General features: G+C 38.5%; 12 protein-coding genes. 6 read left to right on the top strand and 6 right to left on the bottom strand.

Going from position 1 to position 12,369, the window contains the following annotated elements:
* Positions 1–48: 48 nt before the first annotated feature.
* Entirely contained in the window at positions 49–1,143 is a 1,095-nt protein-coding gene (locus H7254_RS03970) for a DNA topoisomerase IB (RefSeq protein ID WP_301931750.1), read from the bottom strand.
* Positions 1,144–1,423: 280 nt separating this feature from the next.
* The gene (locus tag H7254_RS03965) at positions 1,424–1,819 is read right to left on the bottom strand and encodes a hypothetical protein (protein ID WP_301931749.1); all 396 of its coding nucleotides are present in this window, start codon (positions 1,817–1,819) and stop codon (positions 1,424–1,426) included.
* 316 nt (positions 1,820–2,135) lie between these two features.
* Between H7254_RS03965 and H7254_RS03960 the strand changes: the two genes are divergently transcribed.
* The 4 genes from H7254_RS03960 (at position 2,136) to H7254_RS03945 (ending at position 5,212) form a co-directional block, all read left to right on the top strand.
* The gene (locus tag H7254_RS03960) at positions 2,136–2,906 is read left to right on the top strand and encodes a DUF5668 domain-containing protein (protein ID WP_301931748.1); all 771 of its coding nucleotides are present in this window, start codon (positions 2,136–2,138) and stop codon (positions 2,904–2,906) included.
* A gap of 165 nt (positions 2,907–3,071) precedes the next feature.
* Complete coding sequence (locus H7254_RS03955) at positions 3,072–3,449, top strand: DUF4288 domain-containing protein (protein ID WP_301931747.1); 378 nt, start codon at positions 3,072–3,074, stop codon at positions 3,447–3,449.
* Positions 3,450–3,531: 82 nt separating this feature from the next.
* Positions 3,532–4,506 (top strand): sensor histidine kinase, encoded by a 975-nt coding sequence (locus tag H7254_RS03950; protein ID WP_301931746.1) that lies wholly within the window; start codon positions 3,532–3,534, stop codon positions 4,504–4,506.
* Positions 4,487–5,212 (top strand): LytTR family DNA-binding domain-containing protein, encoded by a 726-nt coding sequence (locus H7254_RS03945; protein WP_301931745.1) that lies wholly within the window; start codon positions 4,487–4,489, stop codon positions 5,210–5,212. The genes H7254_RS03950 and H7254_RS03945 overlap by 20 nt, the downstream gene beginning before the upstream one ends.
* Before the next feature lie 138 nt (positions 5,213–5,350).
* Here the strand turns inward: H7254_RS03945 and H7254_RS03940 are convergent, their stop codons facing one another.
* Entirely contained in the window at positions 5,351–5,953 is a 603-nt protein-coding gene (locus H7254_RS03940; protein ID WP_301931744.1) for a hypothetical protein, read from the bottom strand.
* A 384-nt stretch (positions 5,954–6,337) separates the two neighbouring features.
* Positions 6,338–8,044 carry an amidohydrolase gene (locus H7254_RS03935; RefSeq protein WP_301931743.1) on the bottom strand — a complete coding sequence of 569 codons (1,707 nt, stop codon included), beginning with the start codon at positions 8,042–8,044 and terminating at the stop codon, positions 6,338–6,340.
* A gap of 299 nt (positions 8,045–8,343) precedes the next feature.
* Between H7254_RS03935 and H7254_RS03930 the strand changes: the two genes are divergently transcribed.
* Entirely contained in the window at positions 8,344–8,505 is a 162-nt protein-coding gene (locus tag H7254_RS03930; protein ID WP_301931742.1) for a hypothetical protein, read from the top strand.
* Here the strand turns inward: H7254_RS03930 and H7254_RS03925 are convergent.
* Both H7254_RS03925 and H7254_RS03920 read right to left on the bottom strand, forming a co-directional pair.
* A complete protein-coding gene (locus tag H7254_RS03925; protein ID WP_301931741.1) occupies positions 8,480–9,397 on the bottom strand; it encodes a phospholipase A in 918 nt (305 codons plus the stop codon). The two genes, H7254_RS03930 and H7254_RS03925, sit on opposite strands and share 26 nt — an antisense overlap.
* 90 nt (positions 9,398–9,487) lie before the next feature.
* Positions 9,488–9,970, bottom strand: coding sequence for a hypothetical protein (locus H7254_RS03920; RefSeq protein WP_301931740.1), 483 nt, complete (start codon positions 9,968–9,970; stop codon positions 9,488–9,490).
* A 181-nt stretch (positions 9,971–10,151) separates the two neighbouring features.
* Between H7254_RS03920 and H7254_RS03915 the strand changes: the two genes are divergently transcribed.
* Positions 10,152–12,356 (top strand): DUF5916 domain-containing protein, encoded by a 2,205-nt coding sequence (locus tag H7254_RS03915; RefSeq protein WP_301931739.1) that lies wholly within the window; start codon positions 10,152–10,154, stop codon positions 12,354–12,356.
* The last annotated feature ends 13 nt before the right edge of the window (positions 12,357–12,369 follow it).

Genomic DNA, 12,369 nt, shown 5'->3' with positions numbered 1-12,369 from the left:
TGTATTGTTGTTGCTAAACTTAATGCATTATGTAAACCGTCTAATTCATCAATGTGATTCCAAAATTTTCATTACTATTTTTTCTTCCGCAGTCAGGTCAGCCTTATTATCATTTACCTGTATTTCATCCAGTTGGTTTAAATATTTTCCGAGTGACCTATTTTCGTACAACGATACAATCACCGGATGCACATAATATTTTTTACAAACATTTCTTGTATTACCCAACTGCTTTGATACCATATCTAATGCTTCAGCTACCTTCCTCTTAGCCTCTGTTGCAGTTTCAAAAAGACCTAACTCTTTAAAAGCCAAAAAAGCACGGATAGTACCCGACCAGGTCCTGAAATCTTTGGCAGTAAAATCACCACCGCTTATTTTTTTTATGTACTCATTAACCATTCCCGAATCAACAGATCTTCTGTCGCCATCACTGGTATAGTATTGAAAAAGTTCTTTACCCGGAATATCCCGGCAGCTTTTAACAAGGATAGATAATTTTTTATTTTTTATACTAATATCATGATGCACCCCTTTCTTTCCTTTGAAAGAAAATTTTAATTCGCTGCCATTTATATTTACATGTTTATCTTTTAATGTAGTTAATCCAAACGAACCATATAATTTTTCATACATGCTGTTTCCTATCCTAATATTGGTTCTCTCCATCAAACTAACAACTAAAGCCAATACTTTTTCTACCGGTAAACCTGACAATGAAAGATCCTTTTCCAACTGTAATCGTATAGCCGGAACAACTTTACCAAATTGATAAAGCCTGAAATATTTTGTATAATTGCGAATTGAATTCCACAACGTGTGATACCGGTATTGTTTCCGTTTTTTAACATCTAAACCGGTTGCCTGCAAATGGCCATTTGCCAAATCACATATCCATACATTATCCCAGGCAGGAGGAATTACCAGCCTTTTAATTCTGATTAATTCCTTTTTATCTGTTATGCGTATTGTTTCACCAGCTATATAATCAAACTTTCTCCCTTTTTTTATACGCTTTATTCCCGGTACTGTATCATTTACATAAATAAGATTAACAGCTTGAGCACTCTTTTCAGGATCATCAATTATAGCCCTTAATTTTCTTTTAGGCAATTGTAAAATCTCATCGGCAATAGCTTCCATAAAATTTAATTCTTTAAATTAATATAGAAAGTATTGTGCCTATTTTTTGTGGGGGAATTAAATAAAGTTGTGATAATAAAATTCCCTTTTACAAAAATTTCAGGGAAAAAAATTCTACACTAAAAAAAAACAAACCATTCCAATTTGAAATAAAAAGAAAGGGTTATATCGCTACTTTGAAACGCTAAAAACAAAACTGCCCTTAATAAAATAAAAGTAAAATAAACAAGAGATAATAGTTAGATTTTGATATCACTAATCAAAGTGGCAATATTATAATTTATACTTCCAATAATTTATCAGATTTTTTTTCGAGCACTTTAATCTCCGTTTTTCCCATTTTAATACCCTGTCTAATTAAAGCAAACAGGCTCATATATACATTGGCTATCCATACCAATGAAAAGCCGGCTATAACATAGCCCCGCCAATCATTTATCAACAGTTTATAATTAGTCAAAAAAAGAAAGGCAATTGCAACATAATGGCTAAAACAATATTCACAGGTGAAGAGGTAAAAAAATTTTCGTTCCAATATCGTTTTACCATGCTCACATCGTTTGGAACAAAACTCCCTTGGTTCTTTAAATACTTCTTCGTGTATAACAGTCCAGGCTACACATGCAACCGGGATGGCTAATAAAAAAAGCCAAAGAATTTGATGTAAGATTGTCATAAATTATTACTGGTAAAGTTGAATCATTTCTCCACATTCGTTTGTATCAACAAAGACTGCATCGCTATTTTAAGATGACAATTCTTATGCCATTGAAATACTTATACACTATTTATGATGACCCTCTACTTTAAATTAGCCCTCCTGTACAGTGAGAAAATAACAGTTTCATTCTAAGTCATTATCAAATCTGTAGCATTAAAATAATGCTTACCTACAAAACCTCATCGCTTACCGCCAATTATATCCAATTTACCTAAAGCCATTTTACATTATTATAAACACAGTCTACATTTATGCTATAAACATAAAGTAAATGGAAAGCAATAAAAATTATAGGAGTAGCGAAGGTGGCAGAATAGCAGGCGGTTTAATATTGGTAGCGGTAGGTGCGGTATTATTGTTACGCAATATTGGTACGGTAATTCCCGGGTGGTTATTTTCATGGCCAATGATTTTAATACTCGTTGGTATCTACTCTGGCTTTAAACACAATTTCAGAAACAATTCCTGGCTGATTTTAATCGGCGTGGGTGGCTTTTTTTTGGTAAATGAATTCATCCCCAATTTAGGTCTTGAACCCCTGTTTTGGCCACTGGTTATCATTGGTGCCGGAGTAATTTTTATTGTAAGACCGGGCAAAAATAATTGGCTTGATTTTAAAAAAGATATCAATCAAAGCCAATGGAAAAATGTATCTGGCAGTGGGTTTCAGACATTAGCTACGGACATGCTTGCAGACAGTACCGATTACCTGTTGGTACGGTCAGTTTTTAGCGGCATCGTTAAAAAAGTTGTTTCAAAAAATTTTCAGGGCGGTCGTATATCCTGTGTTTTCGGCGGTGCTGAAATTGATTTTAGCCAGGCAGATATCAACGGACAGATAATACTAAAACTGGAAGCGGTGTTTGGTGGTATCAAGTTAGTAGTACCTCCGCATTGGGCCATTCAAAATGAAATAGACGGTGTATTTCATGGCGTAGATGATAAGCGAAGATTTAATCCTGATGCAACTATCAATCCCGGAAAAGTACTTATCCTGAAGGGTTCAGCAGTATTTGGTGGCATAGAAATTAAAAGCTATTAGTGTAAATAGGCAATGGTAAAAGATGAAAAAATGTAGCACTTCATTTATTAAGAATATAAGTGCTATTTAATTAAATTATACGTTGCAAGGCTTTGTCCACTCACAATTGACAACCACCCACAGTACATCAACAACTAACAAAATCACCATCAAAATTATAACGCCATGAAATGGTTCCTTGCAAAATTAGTTTTCCGGATTGTTTGCGGATCAGGTAATCATACACCACAGTTTGATGAACAGCTTAGGTTGATTTATGCAGAGGATGAATTGCATGCATTTCATAAAGCAAGGTTGTTGGGTGAGGGCGATTGTGTACAACATGAAATGGAAAACCAGGTAAGCATTAAACGGAAATTTATAGACGTAACAGAATTGCATTTACTTACCTGCGATACTGATGGTGCAGAAATCTATTCTATAATTAAGGAAGAACCCGATGCCAATTTGTACATTCGCAGTATTCAAAAATCGGCCACGCAATTATTGCAGCAGGGCCTTCATCAGTTCACCGGCTTAAACAGCATTGCCATTGGTTCGTAATATTTCAGCAGATCGGAAAGTTTTCATTATCTTTTTTGCCGCATTCATTGCATGGTTCGGCATCTGGTGCATGCTGCAAATAATGGTACTACAGGATTTTGGTATAGCCTCATCAAGGGCAATTACAGATGCCATTGTCAGCAATCTTCTATTAGAAGCTGCCTGTTTACTCATCATCAATAACATGCGTTATTATTTACCCAAGCAGGAAAAATACTGGTATGTACTTGTAATTACGATTGCCTTAAGTTGCCTGTGGCTGCTGGTAATGCGTGTAAGCATGTGGGCCATTTTTAAAAATGACATAGCCTATATGCATTCACTGGCTCAAACAACCATTATCCGTTTTGTAATTGCTTTTTTACTCATTGGATGTTGTACTGTATTAAGTTTACTTTGGTACACCCAGCAAGATCAGCAGGCCGATACGCAACGCAAACAGGATATGGAACGCCTTGCAAGGGAAGCTGAGTTAAATAAATTACGCCAGCAATTGCAGCCCCATTTTTTATTCAACAGCCTTAATTCTATCAGTGCATTAACCGGCAGCCAGCCAGAAAAAGCCCGGCACATGATACAGCAGTTGAGTGATTTTTTACGGAGCACCTTAAAAAAAGAAGAGCAACAGTGGACAAGCTTTGAAGAAGAATTGCAATACCTGCAATTATACCTCGATATAGAAAAAGTGCGTTTTGGTTATCGCCTGCAAACGCAAATAGAAACAGAAGAAGCTACCCTGCAAATGCAACTCCCTACTATGATATTACAACCACTGGTAGAAAACGCCATCAAGTTTGGCCTTTACGATACTATTGGCGAAGTAACTATTTTCATCCGTGCAAAAAATGTAAACGGGCTACTGGAAGTGAGCGTACAAAACCCTTTTGATGAAACCACTTCTGCATCGGTAAAGGGTACGGGCTTTGGTTTATCTTCCATCAGGCGAAGATTGTTTTTATTATTTTCCCGGTACGACCTGTTACAAATAAAAAAAGAAGCACAACAATTTATCACCATCATCACCATACCACAACAGCATGAAAGCAATAATAATTGACGACGAACCATTGGCAAGAATGATGGTAAAAGAATACCTGCAATCGTATCCAAACATTACGGTAGCAGAAGAATGCAATGATGGTTTTGAAGGCATAAAGGCCATTCAGCAACATCAGCCGGATTTAATATTTCTCGATATACAAATGCCCAAAATAAATGGCTTCGAAATGCTGGAGCTGATAGATAATCCGCCGCAAGTAATTTTTACCACCGCCTATGAAGAGTACGCCATCAAAGCGTTTGATGCCCATGCCGCCGATTATTTGCTAAAGCCTTTCAGCAAAGATCGCTTTGACAAGGCCATTCAAAAGCTGCAACAGCAACACATAAACGTTACACAGGCAGTGACAGAAACAGCATTGAAATCCACTACACAAAGCAACCGCATTGTTGTAAAAGACAATGGCAAAATAAAGATCATACCTATAGCACAGGTGCAGTACCTGGAAGCTGCAGATGATTATGTAAAGATCATCACCGCCGAAGGCAGCTTTCTAAAAAAGAAAACCATGCAGCATTTTGAAGACATCCTGCCACCACAGGAGTTTATCCGCATCCACCGTTCCTACATCATCAACGCCTCATTAATTACCCGTATTGATCAGCATGAAAAAGACAGCCACCTGGCATTACTAACTACTGGTGTACATTTGCCGGTAAGCAAAGCCGGGTATGCAAAATTGAAGGAGGTGTTGGGGATTTAATGTAGCAAAATTATACAATGGACATTTATTTTCTTGGGCATCTTCGCAGGATCAGCAGCCATAATAGATTGAAAAAGCAAAAGAACAAAATAAAAAAAGCTTGATCTGCGAAATGAGGCTTACACTATTTAAGCATCTTTAATTTGCCAGATCCAGGATATAAATATAAGTATCATGTGGTGCAACTTCATCGCCCCCAAAATAGGGGTATTGCCAATAACCTGAAACAGTACTATCATTCAATGCCCTGGGTAACATAACTTTTTTTCCTTCAACTGAAAAAAGATATTTCTTTCCACTGATGTGTATGGTAACTGGAATTACTGCCCCGATAGCAATAGTTGAAATCTCTTTAAAACTTCTTTTGCCGTCTGCATAGGTATAGGCATGCAACCTCAGGGCATTGTTATTCCAGCCCCAACCTATTCGTGCACTGTTAAGATGATTATCGTACCCCTCAGAAAAACCATATAATTTATTGATGTCACCCTGGTTAGCAGGATCAGCCGTTTTATAAATGGCGGTACTGTCAAATTTCACATTAAAGCTGATATGATCACCTGTAAAAACTTTGATGGTGCGTTTATCGCAAAAATGTGCTCCCTTTAAAATGCCATATTTTGTATAGGCAGGAGTTATATCTCTACTATCTGAATTGATTGGCGCTACAGGAATTTCAACTGCATCCTTTTTGCATCCGTCAAGCAGGATCAGCATCAGAATGACGAACAGGTTTTTCATGATATGGATTTTACAAAAATAGGTATGGTATACTTTCAGGATGTTAGGATATTGGCGTGATCAGGTTATAAGGGTTGAAATATTGCAGCCTTAAATCACAGTGCAAAATTACATCTTCCGGTAGGAGTACTTATAGAAGGAGCATTCTACTACAAGTAATTGGTTTACTACAAGCAGCTATTAAACTTTTTGAGTTCACCAACTTATGCTGGTTGGTTGATAAAAATAACTTGTGCAGAGGCATCGCCTTAAAAATAGTTGAATCGCAACTTAGAACGGAAGAACAGCTCCAAGTTGCCGGTGCTGATTTTGCATTGGTTAGTAATGAAGAAAAATAAATTTTTAAGATAAATCTTATTTTTCAGGAAATTATTATTTCACCAATTACTTATCCTGATAAATAATCTTACCGTTAAAAATAGTCATCACCACTTTTGTTTTATAAATATCCATGGAGGGAATGGTAAAAAGATCCTGTGAAAACACGATGATGTCTGCCAGATAACCGGGCATAATTTTTCCTTTAATATTTTCATCAAAAGAAGAATAAGCACCGCCTTGTGTATAAGCAATTAAAGCATCTTTAACTGAAATTCTTTGCGCCGGTACCCAGCCTCCTTCAGGAAAACCCTGTGGTGTGCGGCGGTTAACGGCATTGTGCAACCCCCGTATGGGATCGGGTGTAAGGCAAGCTGGCCAGTCGCTGCTGAAAACAAGGTGTACTTTATTTTGCAACATAGATGCCCATACAAATGAATGGGGTAATCTTTTTTCACCCACCGCTTTTGTCCAAACCTCCATAGTGCCGGGGTCTGCATGAATGGGTTCCATAGAAGCCATTACTCCCAGTTTTGCAAAACGGGGAATATCATCCGGGGAGCTTTGTTCAATATGCTCAATGCGGTGGCGTTTACCTTTTGTACCATTGATGGTTTGCGCATTTTCATACGCATTCAATGCTTCTCTAACCGACCTGTCGCCAATGGCATGGGTGTACACTTGAAATCCTTCTTTATCAAAACGATTCAGCAGGCTACGGTAAAGTGCTAAAGGCAATGCAAAATCGCTGTTGGCATTTTTGCCGTCTGATGTGGCATCGCTGTAGGGCTCCAGCATTGGTGCGGTATGCGATTCAATTACACCATCCAGCATAAACTTAATAGCAACAGCCCTAAGCATGGTTCCCTTATCCGTTCTTTTTTTCAACTGTATAAACTGTTGTATATCTTCTTCGGTTGTTTTTTTTCCTGCGCTAAAAGCAGTAGAAGACCGCAGGGTAAGTTCTTTGTTTTTTAATAAGGTTTCGTACAGCAAAAATTCTTCTACAGAACCACTGGCATTTTGTATGCTGGTGATGCCGTGTGCTGCAGCGTACTTCATTCCTTCTCTTAATGCCGCTAATTTTTCTTCTGTGGTTGGCGGCGGAATAATTTTTGAAACAATTGATCTGGCACCTTCTGTTATGGCACCCGTTGGCTCCCCTTTTGCATCTTTTATTATCGATCCAAAACCTTCAAATTTTGTATCCCTGGTTACACCTGCCATTTCCATCGCCTTACTGTTTACCCATATGCTATGCCCATCATAAGCATCAATGTACACAGGCCTGTCATTCACTATTTTATTTAATTGCTGCAATGCTTCTTTTGTAGGCATCCCCCCTTGGAAAATACTGTACTGCCAGCCCATACCGGTGATCCATTTTTTTTCCGGATTTTTTTTCACGAATGATTCTATTGCAGCAAGGGCTTCTTCCAAAGTTTTACTCTCATACAAATCTATGCCGGTTAGCCCCAGTGATCCTTCAAGAAAATGGATATGTGCATCATTAATACCGGCTGTTACAAGTTTCCCATGCAAGTCGATCAGGTTAGTATGCGGGCCTGCCAGTTTTTTAATTTCGGCAGAAGTACCTGTTTGCAGAATGTTGTTTCCACCAATGGCCACCGCCTCCGTAAAAGTAGCTTTCTCATTGCCTGTCCACACACGGCCGTTGAAAAGAATAATATCGGCAGCGCCAGTTGGCTTTTTCTGTGCCACTGCTAACATTGTAGTAAAAAATAAAATTGCAAACAGGTAAATACTCCGCATAATGATGGTGATTTTATTAAAAAGAATATGCGTTGAAATTAAGGAAAATAAACAGCTTAACCCAATCAGCTATGGGTTAATAAAACAGTTATCAAAATAGGAAAGCACTACTTAATAATTACCGTTGTGAGCATGTAACAAAATAAAAGTTGTTGCAATAAAATGTAAATACCAGGTCATGTTGTAAGGATAGCGATACTTAAAACCCATCTGCAAAAGCCCAAACTATAGCTTAAAAAAGTTTACCTGCAAACTCATCGTCATCAATTGTAAAAATATATTATCTTCCTAAAAATGCCATGAACTCTTTTAAAGCCTTACTAACAACCCGCTGCATTTTATCTTCATTTGGCGTCCTTGCACAGGTGAATCCTCCACAGCCTGATACACTTAAAACAAATGGTCTTAAAATGATTTTAATTGCAGCCCTGTACATCACCATTCAACAAGTGATACACTAAGGCCAATGGTGGTTTGCCGGTGATTGTAATCCATCAGGGTTTCGCCATACCCTTCTGACACCTGCAACTGACCTCTTAAATTATTGATAACGGGGAATACCCAGTTTAACTGCATGCTACCCCTGCCGCCATTTTTAGCCCTTAGTGAATGAGCCATCACTGCCGACAACTGGTGTTTGCCCGGGTTGTAAATCACAATGGCTTCTGCACGGCCTGTATAATCTTCAATAGCAGGGTTTTCATCGTCTTTATCCGTTAACCTTATCCACGGCCGCAGGTAAACCTGCCAGTTTTTTCTTTCAAAACCTGCCTGTAATACAACCCTGTTCCAGCTTCTTGAAAGGGGAAGTATTTTGCCATTTGACTGGTGATTTAACGCAATACCCAGCATACTTCCTTTGAAACCAAACAACTTGTAGTTGGTTGCAAAATTCAAAATAAGTTCCGGCTCATAATTCAACTCTCTGAAAGGTCTCGACAATTTTTCGTTGTACACTTGCCAATGTGCCTTTTGAGTAAAGGCAACCCATATGTCTCCTGCTCCCCAAAATAATCCCCTAACTATTTTCGTTTTCATACTGAACTGAAATTTAGCTTCGTATTTATTGTAGGGTATCTTAAAGGGAAGTGCGTAAGCAGGATTTTCACTGGTTGGTTGTTCGTTCGGGTTACTGGAAAACCTGCCGGCCGTTACATAAATAGGCCTGTAAGCAGTAACAAGGAAAAGCCCTTTGTGATTAGCCTTACCCAATTCCCATCGCTCCGCCATCGTTTTAGTATTATTCAAAAACCCTGTTTTGGAGCTATCCTGTGCAGTTGCAGAAAACGCAGTTAACAGCGTTAATAGCAAGCTTGTTACAAAACATGCACTGCGGTATTTGTTGTACTTCATAAATAATGTTGGTGAAAATAGTTGGTGAAAGTAACTATATAATATAATGTAATGATTGTAAGGAAATTATTTGATCGTAAATAAAACTGGTTATTGGGCAGGGCAAGGTATTTTATGCAGTCTGGTGCCTGTTTTAAAATTGAGTGTCTTCAAATCTTTAAACACCATTTTACCTTCTTTTTCTTCCACAGAGCCAAATCCTTCAATTAGGCTGCTATCAGAAATTAAGAAGGCCACCTGCCTTACAGATGATTTTCCTTCAGACATAAACTTGTAGTCAGCCACCAACGTATCTCCGCTCAAAGTTCCATTAATGATACCATTGTTATAATCCTTTCCATAATAATTGTATGACAGATTTCCGGTAACAACTTGGGAAGATTTTTCCAATTTTAAATTCACGGTATCTTTGTCCTTTATAGATACATAACAGGCAGATTCAGGAATCACAATCTTTTTTATAACCGATTTAATTGTATCCGCAGTTACCTCAATATTTTTTTGAGGTTCATTATTGCAAGATGTTGCTGCAACCACGATTAGTAAAAGAACAGGTAAGGTAAAAAATTTCATAATAATGCTTTTATAGTTTTTGTTTAAAATGAGTAAGATCTAAAAGTACAATCATTTTTATAAATTTATTGAAACTGCTGCCGACATAACTATTTCTTTCCCTGTTTTACAACCAGCTTTAGTACCAATTCCTTTTTTCGGGTGTTGATTATTTTAATACCTTAGTCGTTTATTCTTTTCCATGATACGATTAACAATACTACTGCTGTTTAGTTCTATTTGTTGTTTTGCCCAAGATACAGATATGTTTAAACCCGACTCTGTACGAAAAAGCCTGGAGGCTGTGCAGATACATGGAGCCTTACACATCGACGGTGTATTAAATGAACCGGAATGGCAGCTTACAAAACCTTCTTCCCGCTTTATACAGGTGGAGCCTTTGCAGGGTACGTCGCCAAATTTCCAAACTGATGTAAGGGTACTTTACAATAAACAATTTTTGTATGTTGGTATTTTCAGCAAAGATTCGTTGGGACGCAATGCCATCCGGGCTACCGATTTTAAGCGGGATTTTAATGTTTTACAACATGACATGGTAATGTTATCGTTTGATGGATTTAATGATCAGCGCAATGCCATGGCACTGGCAACAAATGCATACGGTGTGCAGCGGGATTTGCTTTCATTTGATGATATCTACTACGATCTTGACTGGGATGGACTCTGGAAGGTGCGTACTACACGGACAGATTCTGGATGGATTGCTGAAATGGCCATTCCCTGGCAAACACTGCGCTATCCAAAAATTGCAGACAGTGTTCAAAACTGGGGTTTCAATATTTATCGCAACAGGCGCCTCACCAATGAAGTAACGGCTTTTTCTCCTTACCCCCGTTCTTTTACATCTATGCGAATGGACTATGCCGGTTTGCTTAAAAATTTACGTCCGCCGCCGCCCAAAACCAACATCCGTATACAACCATACGTTATAACTTCTTACGACAAACAAAAAGTTGATGGCATTAAAACAGTAAGCGATACAAAATTAAAAGTAGGTGGCGAAATCAAGTGGGCACTTAGTCCTAATAGTGTGCTGGATCTTACCGCCAATACAGATTTTGCGCAGGCAGATGCAGATAGACAAGTAAATAACACAACGCTTTTTTCCGTTTTTTTTCCGGAGAGAAGACAGTTTTTTTTAGAGAATGCCAGTTTGTTTGGCATTGGTGTAAGCCAGAGTGTTGATGAGTCTGGTGGCCTCATGCGCATACAACCCTTTTTTAGCAGGCGCATTGGTTTGGATGATAATGGCAACCAGATACCGCTTGAATATGGTGGCCGCTATGTGTACCGTTCTTCTAAAAGAAATTATGGCGCTATGCTAATGCGTCAGAAAGAAGTGGATGCCTCACCAGGTACTAATTTTCTGGTAGCCCGTTATTCAGAAAATTTTGGCAAACAAAACCGCATTGGCACATTGGTTACTGTAAAAAATCAGCCCCAGGGCTCCAACGTGGTTGGTTCTGTGGATGGATTCTTCCGATTTGGCGAATCCCATTCTGTAAGTACGATGGTATCTGTAAGTAACACGAGCAACACCGGTAAGCAGGGAATGTCTGCCTATGCCCAGTATTATTTTATCAGCAATAAATTAAAAATGTGGTGGACACAATCCATCGTTACCAAAGACTATGATCCCCAAATGGGCTTCGTGTCCCGTACCAACGTAATAGGCACTGCGCCCGGAATTTTCTGGTGGTACCGTGGCAAACATTTACCTTTTAAAAAATGGCTACGGGCTTATGAACCAAGTGTGTTTCCAGAATTTTATCACCAGGTTGGTACGGGTAAACTGGTAGAGCGTACCTGGACAGTATACCCTGTATGGCTGAACCTGCAAAGTGGTGCCTACTTTGGATATAGTGCTACACCTACTTACCAGTTTCTTACTGAAAACTTTGAACCATTGGGGGTAAAAATTGCGGCGGGGGCATACCATTTTACACGTCAGAAAATTTATGCCAGTACCGACCCTTCCCGCAAATTAAACCTGCAAACCATTTACTGGTGGGGCAGTTATTTTAATGGCCGTCTGCGCAGTGGCGACTGGACGTTACAGTATGCACCCTCGCCACATTTTTCTTTGTCTGGCCGCTTTAACCGAAATAATTTTATTAGGGTAGGCGAACTAAATACTACCACCAAAATTGACCTCTACGCAGTTGAAGGCCGCTTTGCAATTAACCCCCGCATTCAATTAATTGGTTTTTACCAGGTAAATGCTGAAAATGATTCTAAAAATTATAACGTAAGGTTTTCATGGGAGTACCAGCCTTTATCTTATTTGTATGTAGTACTAAACCATCGTGAATTTCAGGACCTATCTTCTAAAACACAAACACAGGACCATGCAATTATGAAAATCAGTTTTTTAAATCAGTTTTGATGAAATAATTTTA

Source organism: Ferruginibacter sp., from assembly GCF_014377975.1.
Lineage (GTDB): Bacteria > Bacteroidota > Bacteroidia > Chitinophagales > Chitinophagaceae > Ferruginibacter.
Note: the sequence above shows the minus strand (reverse complement) of the source record. Positions and strands in the feature narration are given on the sequence as shown.

Coding starts and splice junctions, on each gene's coding strand:
- H7254_RS03945 (WP_301931745.1), top strand. CDS start 4,487: ATGAAAGCAATAATAATTGACGACGAACCATTGGCAAGAATGATGGTA.
- H7254_RS03930 (WP_301931742.1), top strand. CDS start 8,344: ATGAACTCTTTTAAAGCCTTACTAACAACCCGCTGCATTTTATCTTCA.
- H7254_RS03935 (WP_301931743.1), bottom strand. CDS start 8,044: ATGCGGAGTATTTACCTGTTTGCAATTTTATTTTTTACTACAATGTTA.
- H7254_RS03925 (WP_301931741.1), bottom strand. CDS start 9,397: ATGAAGTACAACAAATACCGCAGTGCATGTTTTGTAACAAGCTTGCTA.
- H7254_RS03970 (WP_301931750.1), bottom strand. CDS start 1,143: ATGGAAGCTATTGCCGATGAGATTTTACAATTGCCTAAAAGAAAATTA.
- H7254_RS03955 (WP_301931747.1), top strand. CDS start 3,072: ATGAAATGGTTCCTTGCAAAATTAGTTTTCCGGATTGTTTGCGGATCA.
- H7254_RS03960 (WP_301931748.1), top strand. CDS start 2,136: ATGGAAAGCAATAAAAATTATAGGAGTAGCGAAGGTGGCAGAATAGCA.
- H7254_RS03920 (WP_301931740.1), bottom strand. CDS start 9,970: ATGAAATTTTTTACCTTACCTGTTCTTTTACTAATCGTGGTTGCAGCA.
- H7254_RS03950 (WP_301931746.1), top strand. CDS start 3,532: ATGGTACTACAGGATTTTGGTATAGCCTCATCAAGGGCAATTACAGAT.
- H7254_RS03965 (WP_301931749.1), bottom strand. CDS start 1,819: ATGACAATCTTACATCAAATTCTTTGGCTTTTTTTATTAGCCATCCCG.
- H7254_RS03915 (WP_301931739.1), top strand. CDS start 10,152: ATGATACGATTAACAATACTACTGCTGTTTAGTTCTATTTGTTGTTTT.
- H7254_RS03940 (WP_301931744.1), bottom strand. CDS start 5,953: ATGAAAAACCTGTTCGTCATTCTGATGCTGATCCTGCTTGACGGATGC.